The sequence below is a fragment of the Saccharibacillus sp. CPCC 101409 genome (assembly GCF_030518235.1).
Taxonomy (GTDB): Bacteria; Bacillota; Bacilli; order Paenibacillales; family Paenibacillaceae; genus Saccharibacillus.
In genome coordinates this window covers 209,247-229,386 of record NZ_JAULSA010000006.1, presented here as the reverse complement: position 1 = coordinate 229,386, position 20,140 = coordinate 209,247, and the positions used below count along the sequence as shown (strand labels likewise).

The following is a 20,140-nucleotide window of genomic DNA, read 5'->3' as shown; positions in this document are numbered from 1 at the left end:
AGAAAGGGGCACCTCCATGCCGGCTCATCGCTCTGTTCGATCCCTTTATCGCTTTACTTCGTTCCTGCTCTCATTTCTGCTTGTATTCGCTTCCTTTGCATGGCTCGGCGCTCCCCCCGTATCCGCGGCTTCGACGTGGACCAAGCTGCCTGCGACGACGTCCGGCGCAGATATCGCCAAAGCGGTTTACGGCAACGGCCAGTGGATCGCTCCCGAATACAACGGGAAAATACTGGTTTCTTCCGATGCCGTTACCTGGACCGAACGAACGATAGACGCCGCTTACGGCGCGCAATTGTACGACGTTGTATATGCGGGCGGACAATGGGTAGTCGTAGGCGCGGACGGCGCGATCTATACTTCTTCGGACTCCGTGGCCTGGACAAGCCGCGGACCCAATACCTCCGGCCGAAATATCAGCGCGGTTACGTATGCCAACTCCACTTATGTGGCGGTGGGCAATAAAGGCGATATTTTCTACTCCGCCAACGGCGCGATCTGGACCAAAACTTCCGCCGGCGCCAAAGATTTTCTGGGCATCGCTTACGGAAACAGCCTTTTTGCAGCCGTTGGCGAAGGCGGAGCGATCTATAGTTCGCCCGACGCTCAAACGTGGACGCAAAGAGGCGCGCAAACCGAATACTTGTACACGGTCGCCTATTTGAACGGCGCATTCTATGCAACCAAAGACGGCGGGATTTATACGTCGTCCAACGGAACGTCGTGGACCGCTCAAGATATCTCCGAGGCTTCAAACGCTCTGCTGTACGGAATCGCGTATGCGGGAGGCAGATACGTGTTGGCAGGCGCAGGCGGACTGATCCTGTCTTCGACGAACGGCACGTCATGGAGCATTGAAACCTCCGGCACAACCAACGATCTGTACGGGGCCGGCGCAAGCTCCGGCAAATTTGTCGCGGTCGGGGCAAACGGAACGATTGTGACACGGGATACATCCGGTTCGCTCTCGACCGACTCCGCTCTCGCCAGCCTGGCGATTAGCGCGGGAACATTGACTCCTTCGTTTACTTCGGGCAATACGAGCTATACGGCAAGCGTATCCAGCGCAACAACAAGTATTACCGTAACGCCGACTACGGCGAATGCCAACGCAACCGTAACGGTTAACACAACAACGACAGCCAGCGGAAGTGCTTCCGGTCCGATTCCGTTGGCTCCAGGAAACAATACGATCGAGACTATCGTCACCGCTCAGGACGGAACAACCAAGACGACGTACACGATAACGGTCAATCGGGCAGCCCCGGCAAGCAGCGATACCAAGCTGAGCGGCTTAGCCGTCGATCAAGGCTCATTATCGCCGGCTTTCGCTTCGGAAACCACGAGCTATTGGGTCAATGTGGACAACAGCGTAACCGATATCAATGTCACGCCGACGGTGAATCAATCCGGCGCAACCGTCACCGTGAAAGGCGCGGCCGCAGCAAGCGGCAGCGCGCAAAAAGTGTCTCTGACGGTCGGGAACACTTCGATTCCGATTGTAGTCACGGCCGAAGACGGATCGAAACGAACGTACACGTTGAATGTGAATCGGGCTTTTAGCGCCAATGCCGATTTGAGCGCTTTGTCCGCCAGCACCGGCACATTGTTTCCGCCGTTTGCTTCGAACAAAACCAGCTATACGATCAACGTTCCCAATTCGGTCGACAGCATTGCTTTTACGCCGACCGCCGCGGACAGCAGCGCCACGATTACTGTGAACGGCAGGGATACGACAAGCGGAAACAGTTCGGCCAATATTCAGCTGACCGTAGGCGTAACCACGATCCAGATCAAAGTCACGGCACAGGACCAAACGACCACCAAAAGCTATGCCGTTAACGTTGTCCGCCCCCAAAGCTCCAATGCCGATCTGAGCAGCCTGACCGTCAGCTCCGGCACATTGTCGCCAAAATTCGCTTCGGGAACCACAAGTTACACCGTCGACGTGCCGAATACGACAACCGGCATTACGGTAACGCCGACGGCGGCGGAAGCTAACGCGACCGTAAAAGTAAACGGAACTCCGGTAACCAGCGGAAGCGCATCCGGCCCGATTCCGCTGGCGGCGGGCGCCAACACCGTCGAAGTCGTCGTCACGGCGCAAAATAACACGACCAAAACGTATATACTCACCGTGAACCAGGTCTCGCCCAGCAGCAATGCGAACTTGAACGGCCTCACGATCAGCAAAGGCGCTCTAAGCCCTTCGTTCGACAAGGCGACAACCTCCTATACCGCCACCGTGGATTATACGGCAGGCAGTATCGATATTACGCCGACGGTAAGCGATCCGAACGCAGCGGTCACTGTAGACGGAAAAACCGCAGCGAGCGGCAGCCCTTCTACCGTAACGCTGAAGACCGGAAGCAATCCGATCGAAGTGAAAGTAACGGCGCCGAACGGATCGGCCCAAACGTATACGATCAACGTTACTCTTTTGCAAAATCCGACCCTGTCCGGCCTGACGATCAATCCGGGAACGCTGACGCCGGCTTTCGATTCCGACTCCGCACAGTACGGAGCGAAGGTCGACTATTCGGTATCCGCGATTCAGATTACCCCGACGGCCGCGGGAAGTCCGCAGACGCTTACCGTCGCGGGAACGGCCGCTGCAAGCGGCGTCGCATCGAATGTGCCGCTGAAGACAGGGGTCAATACAATCGAGGTCGTCGTTACGATGAGCGACGGCGCGACGAAGACGTATACCCTGACCATCACGCGCGGCGAGATCGGCGATCAGCAGGCGGTCGATGCCGATAAAGCATCGCTGCAAATCGGATACGCGCCCGGCGATAACGATTCTTTCGTTACACAGAACCTGGCTCTTCCGGTATCGGGAGCCAACGGCACCTCGATCGCCTGGACGTCCGACCGGAACGAATCCGTGGGAACGGATGGAACGGTGCGGCGCGGTCCATACTCGGAAGGAGACCGGAGCGTCGAATTGACGGCGACAATCAAGCGCGGAACGGCTGTAGAGATCCGCAAATTCCAGGTTACGGTCAAAGCGCTTCCGGCTTCCGCGGCTGCCGATCTGAAGGCTCTGGCGATCAACGGGCAGACGCTTGTTCCGGCTTTCGATCGGGAAACGCGCAGCTACAGCCTCAATGTTCCTTATTCCACCGCAAGCGTAACGGTAACGGCTTCGGCATACGATCCGAACGCAGCCTTTACGATTCAGGGCGCTGCGGCAGCGGACGGCTCTTCTTCCGCTCCGATCGCGCTGAATGTGGGCGGTAATGCAATTACCGTCAAAGTCACCGCGCAGGACGGAACCACGCAGCAGACTTATACCGTCAACGTTACGCGCGCGGCGAATACGTCCACCGAAACCGGCGGCGGCACGGGAACCGGAGGAACGGGAAGCACGACCCCGACGCCTTCCGTTACGACTCTGGCACCTTCCGCCTCTAATCCGGTACCGTCCGCTTCCGGCGGATTCGAGATTCGCGTCAACGGGCGTCCGGTCGAGCAGATTGCAACGGGTTCGCCGACGCAAACCGGCGGGCAGAACACATTCAACGCCGTAATCGACACCGGCAAATTGTCCTCGCTGCTGGCCGCCGAAAGTTCAAGTCCGCTGGTCGTCGTTCCGGTTACGACCGAAGCCGACAAAGTCAGCACCCGCTTGACCGGAGAAGCCGTTCAGCTGCTGCAAGAACGCGCCGCGACGCTTCGAGTCGAAACGACGCTCGGCAATTACACGCTCCCCGCTTCCGAACTGCGCCTCGCGCAGCTCGGCGGAACCGTAGGCGGCAACGCGGATTCCGAACAGCTGAATGTCGTAATCACGGTGCAGCGCAGCGACGACGCGGCCGTATCGGCACTGAATAAACGCGCCGCGGCCGAAGGATTCAGTGTGGTGCAGGCGCCGGTAGACTTTAATATCGCCGCGTCTTACGGCGGTCAAACGATAGAGCTGAATACTTTCTCCGACTATGTGGAGCGCGAGCTTCCCGTTCCGGCCGGTTACGATCCGAACCGGATCACGACGGCGGTCGTGATCGAAGCGGACGGAAGTCTCCGACACGTGCCGACGGCGATCACCCGCGCAAACCAGGATTACTTCGCGAAGGTCAACAGCCTGACCAACAGCGATTACGCCCTGATCTGGAGCCCGAAAGAATTCTCCGATGTCGCGGGATTGTGGTCGCAAAGCGCGGTTAACGATATGGCTTCCCGCCAGATCGTGGACGGCGTCGACGCTTCGCGCTTCGATCCTTCCGGCAGCGTGACGCGCGCCGAATTTGCGGCAATCCTGGTCCGGGCGCTGGGCCTGCCGGATAACGAGACGTCTTCGACGTTCCGCGACGTTCCTTCCGGCGAATGGTATACCGGCTCGGTAGCAAAGGCCGCGCAGTACGGCCTGATCGACGGATATGCGGACGGAACGTTCCGTCCGCAGGCGGCGATCTCGCGTCAGGAAGCGTTCGCGATTCTCGGCCGCGCCGCGAAGATCGCAAAGCCGGCCTCGACTTCCGGCGGAACTTCGCTCTCCGACTACAGCGATGCCGCCCGAGTCGGAAGCTGGGCAAGAGACGCCGTGCAAGCCGTGCTCGCCGCCGATCTCGTGCAAGGCAGCGGAGGCCGACTCAAACCGCTGAGTCCCCTGAGCCGCGCGGAGACGGCGGCAGCCGTGCAGCGCCTGCTGCAAAAATCCGGGCTGATCGACTGAAATCCACCGCGCAAACAGAAATAAAGAAACAAAAACTTCCGGTCTTCTGGAGACCGGAAGTTGAACTATCCAGAAACCCGTCCTCCGTCCGGAGCGTCGGGTTTCTTTTTTACGGCGTTCTTTTTGCACGATTTTTCGAAGACTTCGCTTTCCGACTTTCCTGAAGCGGGCTGAGCTCTGCTCAAAGATTCAACTCGCGCCGGCCGTAGAACCGATAGGTCAGCGCGGCGAGAACGGCCGTCAGCGCAAGCGCCGATAGAGCGATTCCGATGCCCAATCCGTTTCCTTCCGCAATGCGGTCGATGCTGAAATACTTAAACGGCGACAGCGCGTTGAGTATACTCAGGCGATCGGTCAGATCCGTAATCTTGGCGATCGCGAACGATCCGAGCAGGATGCCGGCCGCCGCCGGGCCGGAATTCTTGGAATTGCGCAAACACGCCGACAAGAACGCGCCGAGCGACAGAAAGATCAGCTGTACGATGAACATGCTCAGCAGGAACAGCACGATTTCCGCGGCGACGCTTTCCCCTTTATTGTACGCGTTTACCATGACGACGGAGGAGATCAGCGTCACCAGATTGAGCACCGCGACGTTCGCCAGGGCGGCCGCCAGCTTCGCGGTCACGACCGAAGAGCGCGAGATCGGCTTCGTCATCAGAAACTCCGCCGTCTTATCCCGTTCTTCCTTCGCAAGGATGCCGCTTCCCAGCAGCGCGGCGTGCGCGGCGGCCGTCAGCTCGATATACGTAAACAGCAGGGCGAAGAACCCGCTCATCGTCGTCACGTCCAGCGTACCGATTCCCAGCAGCGCTTTTAACGAAAACGGCATATGCTCGAACACTTCGCTGCTTGTTCCGCCGGCGGAATACGCCGTATATTTGCCCATTCCGCCGGCGACGAGCAGAAACATGCAGGCGCTCCATATCGTCAGCGATTTTCGGTTGGCCTTCATTTCTCTCCAAAACAAATTCATGATCGCGCCCTCCCCATGCTTATCCCGCATGAATGTCTTTGCGGATGTACCCCCCGTAACTCACGGCGATGCCCGCCGCAACGATTAAAATGCCGGCAAGCATATAAGACCATTCGTACCCGGCATCCCGGATGATGCGGAAGCTGTCGAAGTATTTGAACGGCGAGAGGTAGCGGGCCGCCTCGTCGCCTGCGTCCGATGCCAGCAGCGCGCCGAGCACATAGAATCCGAATACCGTACCGAGCGAGATCGACAGCACATTTTTGAGCCGGGCAAAAAAGACCGAAACCGCAAGCCCCAGCGCCAAAAATATCAACTGAATAAAAAGCAGCGTCAGATTGATCAGCAGAAACGTCTTCCCGCTGTAACCCCCGGCGGCCACGGCGCTTGCGACAACGGATACCGCGGCGAAGAAGACGAGATCCGTCGCGACCAGCGCGGTGCACGCCGCCGCCAGCTTGGCCGTAACGATGGAAGATCGCGAGACGGGCTTGACGAGCAGAAAGTCCGCCGTCCGCTCGCGCGACTCTTTGGACAGGATCGACACGCCCAGGTTCATTCCCTGGATCGCGCCGCAGAGCGTAACGAACGCAAAGACCATCGAATAGAAGCCGAGCAGCGACGCGACCGTATCCAGATCGATGCCCAGCATCTCGCGCACCGGTTCCGGATAACCGCTCAGCAGCTGCTTGAAGCCCGCCGCGTCGGAGGCCATGCCCGGGTAAACGGCGAGAAACAGCGAAGCAAGCGCGATCATGGAGCACGTCCAGATCAAGGCCGATTTGCGCAGCGATTTCAGTTCATGCCCGTACATATTCATCCCGCCCGATCCTCCTTCGCGTAATAATGCAGGAAGATCTCCTCCAGATCGGGCTCTTCGATCGAAATATTGCGCAGCTCGATGCCGGAAATCCGGCGCAGCATATCGTTGATATCGCCTTTGAACATAAACGTAACCGAGTTGGCGCCCTGACCGTTCTCCAGCTTGCTTACGCCTTCGATCTGTAAATCTTCCGCGCGAATCGCCGACGCCGCTTCGAGGGTGAACCGTTTGTAGCTGTCGGCCTGAAGGTCGCTCATTTTCTCCAGCTTGATCAGCTCGCCTTCCTTGATAAAAGCGACCCGGCTGCACATCTTCTGCACTTCGCTCAAAATATGCGAGGAGAAAAAGACGGTCGCCCCTTTGCGGTTCTCCTCGGCGAGCAGATCGAAAAACCGCTGCTGCATCAAAGGATCGAGACCGCTCGTCGGCTCGTCGAGAATAATCAGCTTCGGCTCGTGAAGCAGCCCCTGCACGATGCCGACCTTCTTCTTATTGCCGAACGAAAGGTCGTCGATCTTCTTGTTCAAATCGAGGTCCATGATATCCGCCAGCTCGCGGATGCGCCGCGCGCAGTCTTTCTTGTAGAAGCCGGCCGAATAGTTCAGCAGCTCCCGCACCCGCATATGGTCGTAGTAGAACACTTCGGACGGCAGATAACCCAGTTCGCGGCGTATGTCCGGATGCTCCAGGCAGCTTTGGCCGAAGATGGTCGCGCTGCCGCCGGTCGGACGCATCAGCCCGAGCAGCGTGCGGATCGCCGTCGATTTGCCTGCGCCGTTGGGACCGATAAAGCCGAAGATTTCTCCTTCTTCCACCGTCAGATTTATATCCGCGATTCCCCGCGATTTGCCGTAATGCTTGGTCAGGCGGTTCATTTCGATTACGTTCATCCCGTCATCCCCCAGCGCTGATTAATGGAGATACTCTTCTTTGTAAAAATGATTCCGCAGCAGTTCCATGACTTCGTCGAACTCCCGCACGATGGCTTCCGGGTCGATCGCGGCGGAGTTCGGCTGTTCGCTGACGATTCCTTCCGAATAGCGGACGAGTATCTTCATGACCGTCTGCGGGTCCACGCCTTCCTTGAACTTGGAAACGTCCATTCCTTCCAGCGCCATCTGATTGCGCAGCCCTTCGCTCGACGCGATAAACGCTTTGATCTCCGGTTCCACTTCCGGGTCCTGCTCGAAGAACATGCTGCTCAGAAACGACAGGATCGCGCGGTGTCTGGCGAGTACCGCCAATTTGATAGCGCTCGCCATGCGAATCCGTTCGAAAAAATCGGTAATGTCCGGATCGAACTTTTCCTGCACCGCTTCTACCACGATATCGCTGCAAAATTGCATCAAATCCAAATACAGTTCTTTTTTGGTGCCGAAATAATGAAAAACCATCGCTTTCGAGATGCCCGCCGCCGCGGCGATGTCGCTGACGGACGCTTTTTTGTAGCCGTTGGTGCTGAAAGACAGAAGGGCGCCGTCCGTGATCTGTTTCTGCTTGTCTGCCGGCAGATGGGCCAATTTCTCCATAGCCACGCTCCTTGTTCAAAATCTCCGAAACGATCGGCGTCCAAAATGTCGACCGATTCGGTTTACGCCTCTACTATATTCTCATCGACCGATTCGGTCAATACCCGATTTTGGAAATATTTTTTGGCTTGCGTTGGACCGTCGCCTTTACCCGGTACGCAAAAAAAGCCCTGTACCCTGCGGCAATCCGCTGCACGGTACGGGGCTTCGTTATCGAATACGGGCTTTTGTCTGATCGTTTCCCGGAAACAAAAGCGGTTTAAGAGGCGTTCTCCGCGCCGGCTCCGGCGCTTTTGCACAATCCCGCGCATTCGCGGAACGCCGCCATCGGGCAGCCGGCGCAGCGGGAAGCGTCGATATGGCGCGACAGCGCGGCGTCGATCGCTTCGCCGGTATGCTCGAAGCAGCCGTCTTCGCCGATCGAGGCCAGCAGGCCCGACTTCTCCAGCATGCGCCGCGGCTGCGGGCGCAGGCCGGAGATCAGCAGCGTGCCTCCGGCGGCGCGAACCCGCTTGACCAGGCTTTGCAGCGACGCTTCGCCGGAAGCGTCGACGAACGGCACGCCGCCCATGCGCAGCAGCAGCGTGCCCGCAGGATCGTGCGAAGCAAGAAAGTCCGGCGTATCGAACGGATTCGTGACGCCGAAGAACAGCGCGCCGTGCACGCTGAAGATACCGAGCTGCGGGCAGTCGCGGTCCGGCGTAACGGAGCCGGCCGAGACTTTGCCGTGACGGGCCTCGCGGTCCGGCAGCACTTTGTCGAGCCGCTGCTCGCCGGCCATGCGCTTGACGAACAGCAGCACGGACAGCGCAAGTCCGGCTTCCACGGCGGTGGTCAGCGTGGTGAACACGGTCAGCGCGAAGGTAACGACGAGTACGATCGAGTCGCTGTTGCGCAGTTTGAGCAGCCGGGCGAACGATTTGCGTTCGCTCATATTCCAGGCGACGAGCATCAGGATCGGAGCCATCGCCGCGAGCGGAATCGCCGAAGCGTACGGCGCGAGCAGCACCAGCACGAGCAGGACGACCAGTCCGTGCACGATGCCGGACAGCGGCGAAGCGGCGCCGTTCTTGATGTTGGTCGCGGTCCGGGCAATCGCGCCGGTCGCCGGGATACCGCCCAGCAGCGGCGCGGCCATGTTGGCGATGCCCTGGCCGATCAGCTCGCGGTTGCTGTGGTGCTTCGAGCCGCTCATGCCGTCGGCGACGACGGCGGACAGCAGCGACTCGATGCCGCCGAGCAGCGCGATAATCAGCGCCGGACGAATCATCAGGGTAATATTGTCCCACGACAGGTCCGGCAGCCGGAACGAAGGCAGCGCCGCCGGAATATCGCCGTAAGCCGAACCGATCGTAGCGGCTTTGCCGCCGAGAAGCAGCACGGCGACGAGCGTGGAAAGCACCAGTCCGACCAGGGACGGCGGGACTTTGGGCAGCACTCGCGGCACGACCAGCAGCGAAGCCAGGCAGACGGCCGCGATAAGCACGGCGTAAGGGTTGAGCGTGCCGATATGGACGGCGAGCTCTTTCATATTCAGCAGAAAGCTTTCATGCCGCTCGAGTCCGCTCAATCCGAGGAAGTTGCCGATCTGTCCCGCGAAGATCGTGACCGCGATACCGGCGGTAAAGCCGACCGTGACCGGCTTCGGAATAAACTTGATCAGCGCCCCGAGCCGCAGTACGCCCATCAGAACGAGAATAATGCCCGCCAGGAACCCCGCGACCAGCAGCTTGTCGTAGCCGTACTGAAGCACGATCGCCAGCAGGATCGGGATAAACGCGCCGGTCGGTCCCCCGATCTGAAACTTCGAACCGCCCAGCAGCGAGATCAGAATCCCGGCGATGATCGTCGTATAGATGCCGGTTTCCGGTTTGACCCCGGACGCGATCGCGAATGCCATTCCGAGCGGGATCGCGATAATCCCGACAATGCAGCCCGCGATCAGATCCCGCTTCAGATCGCTTTTCCCGTACCCCTCGAACCTTCCCCAACCCTTCATGAATATGCAAACCTTCTTTTCATTATTTTCAGAAAACCAGAGCTTTCTAAACGTAACACAGGATTGGGAAAAAGAATATGCACAGGATCAACAAATAGAACGAATTTTACTTTAAAATCACAAAATGCTCAAATAAAAACAGCTTCTTTCCCTTTGCAGGAAAAGAAGCCTGATGCCCGCCGCCTTACAGCTTGACTCCGTACAGCCGTTCTTCCTTGCCGCCGCTTTCTTGCGGCCGCACCTGGAAGTCGTAACTCACGCCCGTCAGTTCCTCCGATACCCGCCACAGCTTCGCCATCGTTTCTTCGTTCATCTTGTGGTCGACCGACAGGTCGAAGCCGGGATAACCTTTGCGGCCGCCTTTGCCGGTCGGGCCGATATATTCGCCGCCGTACAGCTTGGGCTCGGTCGCCGCATACAGCGTCGGCAGCGCGCCCATCGCCGCGGACTGGCTCATCAGCCCCCAGAGCATAGCCATGGCGCGCCCCGCCTGCTTGCCCGATCCGCGCGAGATCAGATTGGTATTGGATACGCCCGGATGGCAGGCGACGCTGATCGTATCCGCGCCGGCGGCCGACAGGCGTTTTTGCAGTTCGCGCGCGAACAGCAGATTGGCGAGCTTGCTCTGGCCGTAGAACTTCATCGCGCCGTAGCCGAGATGCCCGTCCAGATTGTTGAAATAGATATAGCCGCTTTTGGCCGCGATGCTGCTCAACGTCACGACGCGGGAACCCGGCGTTTGGAGCAGCAGCGGCAGCAGGCGTCCGGTCAGCGCAAAGTGGCCCAGATGGTTGCTGCCGAATTGAAGTTCGAAGCCGTCCTTCGTTTGGCGGTAAGGCGGGATCATCACGCCGGCGTTGTTGACCAGCACGTCCAGCGAATCGTGTTTGCGCAGCATTTCGGCGGCGAATGCCGCGATGCTGGACAGATCGGCCAGATCGAGACGCTCCACCTCGACGCGCGCTTTCGGGAATTTGCCCAGCAGCCCGGCGGCCGCCTGATGTCCTTTTTCCATATTGCGCACGGCAAACACGATTTCCGCGCCTTTCGCCGCAAAGCCCAGAGCCGTTTCCAGCCCCAGTCCCCCGCTCGCTCCCGTGATGATTACACGCTTGCCGGTCATCTCCGGCATCGAATCGATCGTCCATACTCCGTCCATTTCATATTCCTCCTCGCCCGGCGCCTTAGGGTCGTCTCCCGCATGTCGAAGCTTCCCCAAGCGCCTGTTCGTTTATCGAATGTGTAACTCCAGTTTGCCTCAAACGGTACCGATTTTCAAATCCGGTCAACCGGTCGGCCAAATCCGCTTTATTTTCGAAAAAGGCATCCGCGGCAAAAAGCCGCTTTGTACCGCGCGCCGCACGGCGCTGCAAAGCGGCTGTAAGAAGCGGCGAATACATACGGACGCGTTAAGCGCCGGCCAGCATCGTCATGACGCCGAGCGAGAACGCGACCAGCAGCAGCAGAAATCCGAGCGCGCGGAAAGCTTCGTCGCGGAAACCGGCAGGTTCGGAAACCGTTTCGCCGGGCCGTTCGTTCAAAGGGTGGACGATCCGGTCGGGTCTTGAGATCACAAGCGGACACAGCAGCAGAAAAGCGCCAAGCAGCAGTAGCATTTGCCGTTCCTCCTCGGGGTTCCGGATTCGGACGGCCGGCGCATAAACACAACCACCTGCGCCGGCGTATCGGCCGTGATCGCTCCGAGCCGTCCTTTGTTTCATATGTACCCGGAATTCGCCCCGCGATAACGCCTGCTTACTCTACGCCCGATTCGGAACGCCGCTCCGCAAGTTCGCTCTCCAGCGCTTTCAACCGTTCTCCCTGGACGCGCAGCTGTTCTTTGGCTTCCTGAAGACTGCGGTCCAAGATTTGAAACCGATCCGAATGTTTGCGGTCCAGATGATCCAGCTGCGGGCGAATCAGATCCGGAACCGTATTTTCGATGGCGCTTTTCACAAGGACGTAAATGATCCACAGCACAAGTACCTGCACAATCAGCCAGATAAAGAAAGACAGAAAAGTCATCGGTCGGCAAAGCTCCTTTCCAAACCCGTAAGATCTTCAAGCAACATCCCTTTATTACCCATAAGATCCTGTTTCGCACTCCCGATTTAAAAAGATCGCTTTAATCCGCCGGTGTAATCTCGAATCTATACGGGTAGCCCGGCAGCTCGAAGCTTCTCGCTTTCGGCCCGTCCACCGCGATCTCCAGCGGATGGATATCGGCGGGATAGCTCGATCCGTACCAAGTACGGCCTTCGCGGGTCAGGATCAGCAGTCCTTCCTCGTCGCCGACCGGCGTAAACGCCGGCGTCCCTTTCACATACACAGGCGCTTCCAGCTCCCGCCGGAGCAGTTCCGCAAGCTTCGGCACCCGCTCGTAAAAATCCCGGACCCGTCCCAGGTCGCGCGCGGTCAATCGGATTTCCCGGATATTCAATGGTGGTTCCTCCTGTCGTGTGGGGTCTGCGCTCCCTCCGCATCCAACCGCAGCTCGTACCGTTTCCCCGGAATCCCGCCTTCGCCCGCTTCGCCGACCGCGCGGAAGCCGAGGCCGGTGTAGAGCCGCTGCGAGCGTTCGTTGTAGTCGTAGATGATGCCGACGTTCAGCACTTCGCGGCGAAGCTCGCGCGCCCGTGCGATCAGGCGCTCCAGCACCCGGCGGCCTACGCCGCGCGAGCGGTACGCGGAATCGCCGACGGTGATCGGCACATTGTCCGCCGTCAGCGCCGCGTCCCCGATCGGCCGCCAGCGGCCGCCTTCCTGCGTCTCGATCATGTACAGCTCGCCGCTCCCCTGCAAATAATCGTACATCCGCCCGATCGCGGCGGCGTCGTAGATTCCTTCTTCCATGCCTTCGGACATTCTCAGCACCTCGCGGTCCCGGTACCAAGGCTCCGCCGCCGCGATATCGGCCGCGCCCGAGTAAGACCGCAGCCGCAGCGTTTCGTCGATGTCCAGTATCCGCCGCGCGCCGCCGCTTCCGTTCGCCGCTCCGCCTTCCTGCAAACCGCTCATCGCCCGCCCTCCTGTTCGATCCATCGCTCTTCGGCGGCATCTTCCGGGAAAGCTTCCTCCAGCAGCCGGCGGCTGTAGACGAAATACGCGGCAAAGCTGGACGGATCGTAGCCGGGCGGCTCTTCCTCCATCCAGCATCCTTCGTCCGCTTCTTCGTCTTCCTCCTCCGGCCAGAGCAGACGCCGATCGCGCAGCAGCTCCAGCGGATCGTCCGGGTAAGACGGAAGCGGTTCGCCCGACTCGTCGTGCTGCCGCGCCGCTTCCCACACGGAAGCGTACAGAAACCGTTCATCCTCCGGCAGTTCTCCGATCCGCCTGCCCGCCGACCGCCGCAGCAGGAACAGCAGCGTCCACGGCGTGGCCTGCCACAGCGTTCCTTGATGCTCGATCAGGCTGGCGATTTCCCGGAAGCGGCGCTGTTCGATCAGCTCCGGCATCTGCGTCGCGCGGCCGTAAGCCGTCGTAAGCCGCCGCCAGGGGATATCCTTCAGCCGCAGACCCTCCAGCGATTGCATTAGCGTTTTCAACGTGTTCCCTCACTTTCCGCATGCTTCTCTTTATCCGAATTATATTCGACGCTTCCATGCGCCGAACCTGTTTCTGTGACGCCGAAGCGGTCAACGCAAATCCGCGCAAGCCAAAAAGCTTCCGCTCCGGCTGTTTACACAGCACCGGCCCGGAAGCTTTTTTCGGTTGTTCCGTATTCGAATATTCGGCATCCCATGAGCAGCCGTACAATCAGACCTCTCGATCCGTCCGCGCCGCCCGAATGATTTCCGTGATCTGTTTGGCGTTTGCGGCGATCTCTGCTTTGCCGCCCCGGGTCAGCAGTCCGCCCAGGCCCACCGAATCGACGCCGCTGCCCATCCATTCCGCCAGATTGTCCAGCGTCACGCCGCCGGAAGCCAGGATGGGCATATGCGGCAGCGGCGTTTTGACGATGGAAACCAGGGACGGACCGTAGAAATTGGAGATCGGGAACGCTTTGACAAAAGAAGCGCCCAGCTCCAGCGCCTGCACCATTTCCGTCACGGTCGAGCAGCCCGGCGCGTACGGAATCCGGTACCGGTTGCACATGACGGCGACTTCCCGGCTCAGGGTCGGGGCGATAATGAATCGGGCGCCGGACAGAATCGCCAGCCTTGCCGTTTCGCTGTCGAGCACGGTGCCCGCGCCGACCAGCAGCTTATTGCCGAAGCGCTCGTTCAGCGCCCGGATGACTTCTCCCGCGTTCGGGAGCGTATAGCTGATCTCCAGCACATCCACGCCGCCTTCCAGACAGCCTTCGGCGATTTCGATTCCGCGCTCGATCGTGTCGGTTCGGACGATCGCCATCGCTCCGGTATTAACGATTCTTGTTTCGATTTCCGCTTTGTTCACGCCGCACCTCCGGTATTATAGATGATAATGCCCCAGCATATCTTTGATTCGTCGCACCGTTTCTTCGCCCGGCGTGCCGACCGGAGCGCGGGCCGGACCGACCGGAATTCCCGACAGTTCGATCGACTTCTTCAGGATCGACGGCACGGTGCCGAGCTTCAATACCGCGCGGAAAGGTTCGATCTCTGCCTGCGCCCGTTCGGCGGCGTCCAGATCGCCGTTGACGTAATGGTCGTAGATCGACACGTCCAGTTCGGTAATCAGGTTGGCCGTGGCCGCGATCGCGCCCGACGCGCCGGCTTTCAGCGCTTTGAGGATCAGCGAATCGGAGCCGGACAGCACAACGAATTCTTCTCCCGCCGACGCTTCCACATAACGCTCGATCCGCTCCAGGCTGCCGCTGCTGTCTTTGATTCCGACGATATTGCCGATGCGGGCCAGCTCGCGCACCGTTTCCGGTTCCAGATTCATGCCTGTGTTCTTGGGGATGTTGTAGAGCACGATCGGGGTCGAGACGGATTCCGCCACGGCCCGGTAATGACCGGCAAGTTCCGCCTGGGTCAGCGGCAGGAAGTACGGCGTAATGACCGACAGCGCGTCCGCGCCGAGCCGCTCCATTTCCCTGGCCAGGCGAACGACTTCTTTCGTGCTGTTGCCTCCGGCACCCGCATAGACCGGTACTCGGCCTCCGACTTGATGAATCACGATCTCCGCAAAAGCAAGCTTCTCCGCTTCGCTCAGCATATGGAATTCCCCGTTGGTTCCGAGGATAAAGATTCCGGCGACTCCCGCTCCGATCAGCCTGTCGACCAGCTGTCCGGCGGCTGCCGCGTGAATCTCCCGATTGTCGTCAAAAGGAGTGACCATCGCGGCGATGATCCCTTTGATTTGCGATGCTTGCAGCAAAGTCCTCGCCTCCGTTTTCTACTTGTTCACCGACTTGCCCAGCGTCCCGCCCGGATGCCACTTGACGTATTTCTCGGGCGTCAGGTCTTTCTCGTCCTGAAGCAGAATGCTCAGGCTTTGCAGCATAATGATCTCGGCGACGATGGAAGCGCGCGGCGGCTTGTTGAGCGGATCGCCTTCCGTTTTCACGCCGGCGACCAGCACTTCGTCGCCCCGGTCCGCCAGCCAGGAAGACGGATTGCCGGTAACGGCGATAATCTTCGCCCCGTTGCGCTTGAGCGTCTCGATCGTCGCTTTGAGTTCTTCCGTTTCTCCGCTGTTGGAGATCGCGATCACCACGTCGCCGGGCAGCACCTGGCCGGACGAGCCGTGCACGGCTTCGGTGCCGTGCAGCTCGTAAGCCGGCGTGCCGGTCGACGACAGCAGCGAAGCGGCGTAGCCGGCCACATGGCCGGGCTTGCCGATCCCCGTCACATGGACGCGGCCGCCGCCGCGTTCCGCCTGGAAGATCAGGTCGCGGGCCCGGCCGATCGCGGCCTGGTCCATCGAGATAATCAGGCGGGAAATTTCACTGTGCAGATTGCCCAGAAAGTCGGGCAGCGTATTCGGGATCATGACTTATCCTCCTTGCAGCCTCATACTTGTCAGATAGGCTTGATAAACTGCAGAATGCTGTGCAGAAGCGTGCCAATCACGTTGTAGTCAATATTAGGGAAGGTAGCGCCTTCAATACCAAGCGTGCCATAGACCGGATATAGGATCGTCGGCAGGAAAGCCAGCAGCAGCCCGACCACGAACGAACCGGCGACCGCTCCTCTCCAGCCGCCAGACGAGTTGCCGAATACGGCGGCGGTCCCGCCCGAGAAGAAGCAGATATGCGCGGCCGGGATAATCACGACGGGGAATACGGCCGGAAACGAAGCCATGACCACGATCGCCAGCAAACCGGCGGCGTAGGCGCAGATAAAGCCTACAATGACCGCGTTCGGCGCATAAGGGAATACGGTCGGCACGTCCAGCGCGGGACGCGAACCCGGGATATACTTTTCGGAGATGACCACGAACGCCGCGGTGATCTCGGCCAGGAACATGCGGACGCCGGTCATCAGCACGGACATGCCCGCAACAAATGTGAACGCCTGCACAAGCGGGAATACCAGCCAGTGCTGCGTGCCGGCCAGCTCCTGGGTGAACGCCTGGCCCGCTTTGAGCGTCGCGACGTAGAACAGGATCAGCATCACGATCGCCAGGCCCATCAGGAAATCGCGGAAGATGGACAGCCATTTCGGAAATTTGATCGTTTCCGTCGTCTGGTGCTCGTACTTCGAGAACAGGCGGCCGATATACCCGGACAGCCCGTAGCCGATCATGTTGAAGTGGCCGATCGCCTGCTCGTCGCCGCCCGTCATCTTGCGCATAAACGGCTGACAGAACTGCGGCAGCGCCGCGGACATAAAGCCGAGAATCGTGCCGCCGACGATAATCGTGGTCGTGCGGTCGAATCCGTGCGCGCTCATAATCAGCACCAGCACGCAGGAGAAGAACAGGCTGTGCCCGGTGGTGAAGAAGATATTTTTGAACTTCGTGATGCGCGCGAACACCAGGTTGAGCACAAAGCCCAGGATCAGCGTCAGCGATACTTCGAAACCGTAGGTGCTCTGCGCGAGCGCCGTCGCCGCTTCGGGCGACGCGATAACGCCGGTGATGCCGAAGCCGTACTGGAACAACTTGTTGAAGTTTTGCAGCGCCCCGGTCATGGCCGCGGCGCCGATGCCGAAGATCAGGAACCCGATCAGGGTTTTCGACGCGCCGGTGAAGACCTCGGTCGCCGATTTCTTTTGCAGCACCAGGCCGACAAAAGCCACAACCCCCAGCAGCACGGCGGGCGTGCTTAACAAACTGATAATGAAATCCACTTACGTTCCTCCTCGCCCGATTCGGTTCCGGCGCTTATTTTTGCCTGGATGCCAGGAATTTCTCCAGTGCGGCTTTGATCTCGCTGCGGTCCACCACATTGTGGATGCCGATAATATCGATCTTGAGATTTTTGCCGCGCAGTTCTTCCGCCACGTCGATCAGCGTTTCCACCGCGTCCCCGTCGAACCCGTTCAGCGAATCCAGCGAACCGTGCTCCACCTCGATCGGGAAATTGTTTTCCTTGATAACCTGCTGGGTCTTGATCTTGAGCATCAGGCTCGATCCGACGCCCGCCCGGCATGCAACCAGAATTTTATACATGACGACTCCTCCTTTTACAGTTCCTGAGCTTTGATAAAATCGATGATTTCCCCGGCGTTTGCGGCGTTGTCCAGCGTTTGGTAGAACTCGTCCATCTCCAGCAGCTCGGCAAGCTCGGACATGGCGCGCAGATGGCTGCTGCTGTCGACGGCGCTCAGCGAGATCACGTATTTGACGGGATCGTTGCCCTTATGGCCGAACTCGATCGGCGTCTCCAGCGTGGCGATGCCGATCGCCATCTGCCTGGTGCCCGTTTTCGGCCGTGCGTGCGGCAGCGCCACATGTTTGGTAATCACGATGTAAGCGCCGGATTCCCTCGCGGCTTCGACCATCGCATCGACGTATCCCTGCGTGGCTTTGCCGTTCTCGACCAGCACGGACGCGGACAGCCGGATCGCTTCCTCCCAGTTCCGGGCCGGCACCTTGAGTTTGATTAAATTCTCGTCAACCAGATCGTTCAGCATCGGGTCTTCTTCTCCTTTGGGCGTGAAATTCTCGATTTGCGTAAAATAGGACAGCAGTTCGTTGGACAGCATCGTTTCGGAAGAGATCCGGGCATGCCTGCGCACGATATCCATCACTTCGTCGATCCGGGGCTGCTTCAAGAAAATGTCGCCCAGTTGAATATAGACTTCGCGCGCGATTTTATATTTTTCTTTTTGCGTCATCACGGGGCTGACTTTGACGACGGGCACGCCGATATCGAGGCTTTCCGCTTTGTAACCGGTTGTAAAGACGATATCCGCGGACCCGGCGCAGCGGCTGAGTTCGGCGGATTCCAGCGGCGGCAGCACATGCAGTTCGGGAAACAGATTCGTCAGTTCCGCATACAGGATCGCCGAGCTGCCCACCCCGTTCGAACACACGATCAGCGCCGTTCTTTTTTTGAGGATATCCAGCTCTTTGCGGTTGGAGAACACGGACGCGAAGTGCATGGTCAGGTACGCCAGTTCCTCCTGCTGAATCTCCTCGCCGAACAAACTGTAGAACTCTTTGGTGGCGTTGCTGACGATCCGGTACACCAGGCGGTACTCTTCTTTCACTTTTTCGCACAGCGGATTGTAGATCGGCATCTTGAACAGGAGTCTGTAATAAGCCGGTCTGAAATGCGAGTACAGCTGCTTGAAGATCTTGTCGCGATTCAGGAAATGCACCCCGCTCAAATATTCGAACTTGGTCGTCATCTTGGTCACCATATCCCAAATCACGGCGCGGTCCCGGGTATCTTCTTCGGGGTTGCCGACGGAAGTGCCCAGAATCCACGCTCCGATATACATCACGTCGTGCGGTTCGATCCTGTCTGCTTCCGCGTGCGTTTCCAGCAGTTCTTCGGCGAACCGGTATTCTTTCATCGAGTTCATGACCGCGACGCTGGGAATATCGATCCGCTCCGGAGCCTTGGGATTGCCCGAGAACATTCTGGCTTTCATCAAAATAAAAATGTAGATGAACTCGACCAGCCGGTCTTCGACAAAGCCGATTTCGTGTTTGCGCACCAGCTCCGTAATCCGCTTCTTCGACGTCTCGAAGCTGTCCAGCCCGTATTCTTCGATAAACAGGTCGAGCACTCTCGAACTTTCTTCGGCGGCCAGGCTTTCGATCACGCTGCGGATCAGCACCCGCCTGATTTCCATCTCCGAACCGGCCAAGTAATAGCCGTTGGTGCGGTTGTTTTTCAGTTCGATGCCTTTTTGAGCAAGCTCGGGAATCAGGTCTTTGAAATCGAGGTTCACGGTGGAACGGCTGACCTTGAGCGAATCGATAAAGTGATGGATCGATACGTCCTCCAGGTCGATGAACAAGATCAGATACATATACAACAGCCGTTCCGTTTTGCTCAGGTAATAATTGTTTTTGGAATATTTCCGGTCGAGGATTTCCTTGATCGCTTCTTTGGTTTCTTTGGGAATCAGCGTATCTTTCTGCGCCCCCAGCACGATAGGCGGAGCTTTGCGCTCTTTGAAAATATCGTTGATCTTGTTCATCCGGTACGTAATCTGCCGCTTGGAAGAACGCGTTTCTTCCTGCAGGCTTTCGGCCGTGACGACCGTGCTGCTCAGCAGGACCCGAAGAATCGATACGATTTCTTTATCCATCTGCCGTCCCCCTTTCCGGACTCCCGTTTATCATAATCGCGGATTTCTTTTTTGCGTTTCCCTCCTCGACATTTATTCTAGGCGAGGAGGTTAGCGCTTTCAATTCTATTTCGGTCCGACTTTTGTTCGGGGAGCGGACAAAAATTAACTGCTGGAATCCGCGCTTGTTTCACTTCAATACTGGGCCTTGTACGCAAACTCAGCTAAATCTGCTTCCTTCGGAGTTTGCGTACACGCCTTAGGCTTCCGCTCGCCGCCGGTGCACCGGATTCCAAGCCTAACCGGCGCACCGCTCTTCATAATTGGATTCAAACCCGGAGCAAATGCAAAAATCCATTTCCTTATACAGGCAGGGACGCCGGAACGAAGATGAAGCGCGAAAATCCACTTTATTCTCGATTGGAAGGCTGAAAAAGCGCCGGAAACGCGAATAAAGTGGATATTTGCATCCGGTCGCGGCGGCGAAAAGCGAAAAAACCTTCGCGCTTCCGGCGCTT

The 20,140-nt window shown here is 58.6% G+C and carries 18 protein-coding genes; 1 reads left to right on the top strand and 17 read right to left on the bottom strand.

Features of this window, described 5'->3' with window-relative positions; genetic code table 11:
• Positions 1-16: 16 nt before the first annotated feature.
• Positions 17-4,678: a cadherin-like beta sandwich domain-containing protein gene (locus QWJ34_RS15335; protein ID WP_302729098.1), complete on the top strand. Its 4,662-nt coding sequence runs from the start codon at positions 17-19 to the stop codon at positions 4,676-4,678.
• A 181-nt stretch (positions 4,679-4,859) separates the two neighbouring features.
• On the opposite strand, the gene QWJ34_RS15330 is transcribed toward QWJ34_RS15335, so the two are convergent.
• The 17 genes from QWJ34_RS15330 to QWJ34_RS15250 all read right to left on the bottom strand — a co-directional run bounded on the left by QWJ34_RS15330 (position 4,860) and on the right by QWJ34_RS15250 (position 19,643).
• Positions 4,860-5,654, bottom strand: a complete 795-nt coding sequence (locus QWJ34_RS15330; RefSeq protein WP_302729096.1) for an ABC transporter permease subunit — start codon at positions 5,652-5,654, stop codon at positions 4,860-4,862.
• Between the two features lie 19 nt (positions 5,655-5,673).
• Positions 5,674-6,474: an ABC transporter permease subunit gene (locus QWJ34_RS15325; RefSeq protein ID WP_302729094.1), complete on the bottom strand. Its 801-nt coding sequence runs from the start codon at positions 6,472-6,474 to the stop codon at positions 5,674-5,676.
• Positions 6,471-7,367, bottom strand: a complete 897-nt coding sequence (locus tag QWJ34_RS15320; RefSeq protein ID WP_302729092.1) for an ABC transporter ATP-binding protein — start codon at positions 7,365-7,367, stop codon at positions 6,471-6,473. The genes QWJ34_RS15325 and QWJ34_RS15320 overlap by 4 nt, the downstream gene beginning before the upstream one ends.
• Positions 7,368-7,388: 21 nt before the next feature.
• Positions 7,389-8,006: a TetR/AcrR family transcriptional regulator gene (locus tag QWJ34_RS15315; protein WP_302729090.1), complete on the bottom strand. Its 618-nt coding sequence runs from the start codon at positions 8,004-8,006 to the stop codon at positions 7,389-7,391.
• Between the two features lie 259 nt (positions 8,007-8,265).
• Complete coding sequence (locus tag QWJ34_RS15310; protein WP_302729089.1) at positions 8,266-10,005, bottom strand: SulP family inorganic anion transporter; 1,740 nt, start codon at positions 10,003-10,005, stop codon at positions 8,266-8,268.
• A 184-nt stretch (positions 10,006-10,189) separates the two neighbouring features.
• Positions 10,190-11,164 (bottom strand): oxidoreductase, encoded by a 975-nt coding sequence (locus QWJ34_RS15305; protein WP_302729088.1) that lies wholly within the window; start codon positions 11,162-11,164, stop codon positions 10,190-10,192.
• A gap of 250 nt (positions 11,165-11,414) precedes the next feature.
• A complete protein-coding gene (locus QWJ34_RS15300; RefSeq protein WP_302729087.1) occupies positions 11,415-11,621 on the bottom strand; it encodes a hypothetical protein in 207 nt (68 codons plus the stop codon).
• A gap of 139 nt (positions 11,622-11,760) precedes the next feature.
• The gene (locus QWJ34_RS15295) at positions 11,761-12,030 is read right to left on the bottom strand and encodes a hypothetical protein (protein ID WP_302729086.1); all 270 of its coding nucleotides are present in this window, start codon (positions 12,028-12,030) and stop codon (positions 11,761-11,763) included.
• A 100-nt stretch (positions 12,031-12,130) separates the two neighbouring features.
• The gene (locus QWJ34_RS15290) at positions 12,131-12,445 is read right to left on the bottom strand and encodes a hypothetical protein (RefSeq protein WP_302729085.1); all 315 of its coding nucleotides are present in this window, start codon (positions 12,443-12,445) and stop codon (positions 12,131-12,133) included.
• Positions 12,442-13,023, bottom strand: a complete 582-nt coding sequence (locus QWJ34_RS15285; RefSeq protein ID WP_302729083.1) for a GNAT family N-acetyltransferase — start codon at positions 13,021-13,023, stop codon at positions 12,442-12,444. The genes QWJ34_RS15290 and QWJ34_RS15285 overlap by 4 nt, the downstream gene beginning before the upstream one ends.
• Positions 13,020-13,550, bottom strand: coding sequence for a hypothetical protein (locus QWJ34_RS15280; RefSeq protein WP_302729082.1), 531 nt, complete (start codon positions 13,548-13,550; stop codon positions 13,020-13,022). The genes QWJ34_RS15285 and QWJ34_RS15280 overlap by 4 nt, the downstream gene beginning before the upstream one ends.
• Before the next feature lie 211 nt (positions 13,551-13,761).
• The gene (locus QWJ34_RS15275) at positions 13,762-14,403 is read right to left on the bottom strand and encodes a beta/alpha barrel domain-containing protein (RefSeq protein WP_302729080.1); all 642 of its coding nucleotides are present in this window, start codon (positions 14,401-14,403) and stop codon (positions 13,762-13,764) included.
• A gap of 15 nt (positions 14,404-14,418) precedes the next feature.
• Positions 14,419-15,309 (bottom strand): 4-hydroxy-tetrahydrodipicolinate synthase, encoded by an 891-nt coding sequence (gene dapA, locus QWJ34_RS15270; RefSeq protein WP_302729078.1) that lies wholly within the window; start codon positions 15,307-15,309, stop codon positions 14,419-14,421.
• 18 nt (positions 15,310-15,327) lie between these two features.
• On the bottom strand, positions 15,328-15,924 hold the full coding sequence (locus QWJ34_RS15265) for an SIS domain-containing protein (protein WP_302729076.1): 597 nt from the start codon (positions 15,922-15,924) through the stop codon (positions 15,328-15,330).
• Positions 15,925-15,953: 29 nt separating this feature from the next.
• Positions 15,954-17,225, bottom strand: coding sequence for a PTS ascorbate transporter subunit IIC (locus QWJ34_RS15260; RefSeq protein ID WP_302729075.1), 1,272 nt, complete (start codon positions 17,223-17,225; stop codon positions 15,954-15,956).
• 34 nt (positions 17,226-17,259) lie between these two features.
• Positions 17,260-17,547 (bottom strand): PTS sugar transporter subunit IIB, encoded by a 288-nt coding sequence (locus QWJ34_RS15255; RefSeq protein ID WP_302729073.1) that lies wholly within the window; start codon positions 17,545-17,547, stop codon positions 17,260-17,262.
• A 14-nt stretch (positions 17,548-17,561) separates the two neighbouring features.
• Complete coding sequence (locus tag QWJ34_RS15250; protein ID WP_302729072.1) at positions 17,562-19,643, bottom strand: BglG family transcription antiterminator; 2,082 nt, start codon at positions 19,641-19,643, stop codon at positions 17,562-17,564.
• Positions 19,644-20,140: the final 497 nt, after the last annotated feature.

Coding starts and splice junctions, on each gene's coding strand:
- QWJ34_RS15330 (WP_302729096.1), bottom strand. CDS start 5,654: ATGAATTTGTTTTGGAGAGAAATGAAGGCCAACCGAAAATCGCTGACG.
- QWJ34_RS15300 (WP_302729087.1), bottom strand. CDS start 11,621: ATGCTACTGCTGCTTGGCGCTTTTCTGCTGCTGTGTCCGCTTGTGATC.
- QWJ34_RS15315 (WP_302729090.1), bottom strand. CDS start 8,006: ATGGAGAAATTGGCCCATCTGCCGGCAGACAAGCAGAAACAGATCACG.
- QWJ34_RS15305 (WP_302729088.1), bottom strand. CDS start 11,164: ATGGACGGAGTATGGACGATCGATTCGATGCCGGAGATGACCGGCAAG.
- QWJ34_RS15255 (WP_302729073.1), bottom strand. CDS start 17,547: ATGTATAAAATTCTGGTTGCATGCCGGGCGGGCGTCGGATCGAGCCTG.
- QWJ34_RS15325 (WP_302729094.1), bottom strand. CDS start 6,474: ATGAATATGTACGGGCATGAACTGAAATCGCTGCGCAAATCGGCCTTG.
- QWJ34_RS15320 (WP_302729092.1), bottom strand. CDS start 7,367: ATGAACGTAATCGAAATGAACCGCCTGACCAAGCATTACGGCAAATCG.
- QWJ34_RS15265 (WP_302729076.1), bottom strand. CDS start 15,924: ATGATCCCGAATACGCTGCCCGACTTTCTGGGCAATCTGCACAGTGAA.
- QWJ34_RS15335 (WP_302729098.1), top strand. CDS start 17: ATGCCGGCTCATCGCTCTGTTCGATCCCTTTATCGCTTTACTTCGTTC.
- QWJ34_RS15285 (WP_302729083.1), bottom strand. CDS start 13,023: ATGAGCGGTTTGCAGGAAGGCGGAGCGGCGAACGGAAGCGGCGGCGCG.
- QWJ34_RS15250 (WP_302729072.1), bottom strand. CDS start 19,643: ATGGATAAAGAAATCGTATCGATTCTTCGGGTCCTGCTGAGCAGCACG.
- QWJ34_RS15310 (WP_302729089.1), bottom strand. CDS start 10,005: ATGAAGGGTTGGGGAAGGTTCGAGGGGTACGGGAAAAGCGATCTGAAG.
- QWJ34_RS15295 (WP_302729086.1), bottom strand. CDS start 12,030: ATGACTTTTCTGTCTTTCTTTATCTGGCTGATTGTGCAGGTACTTGTG.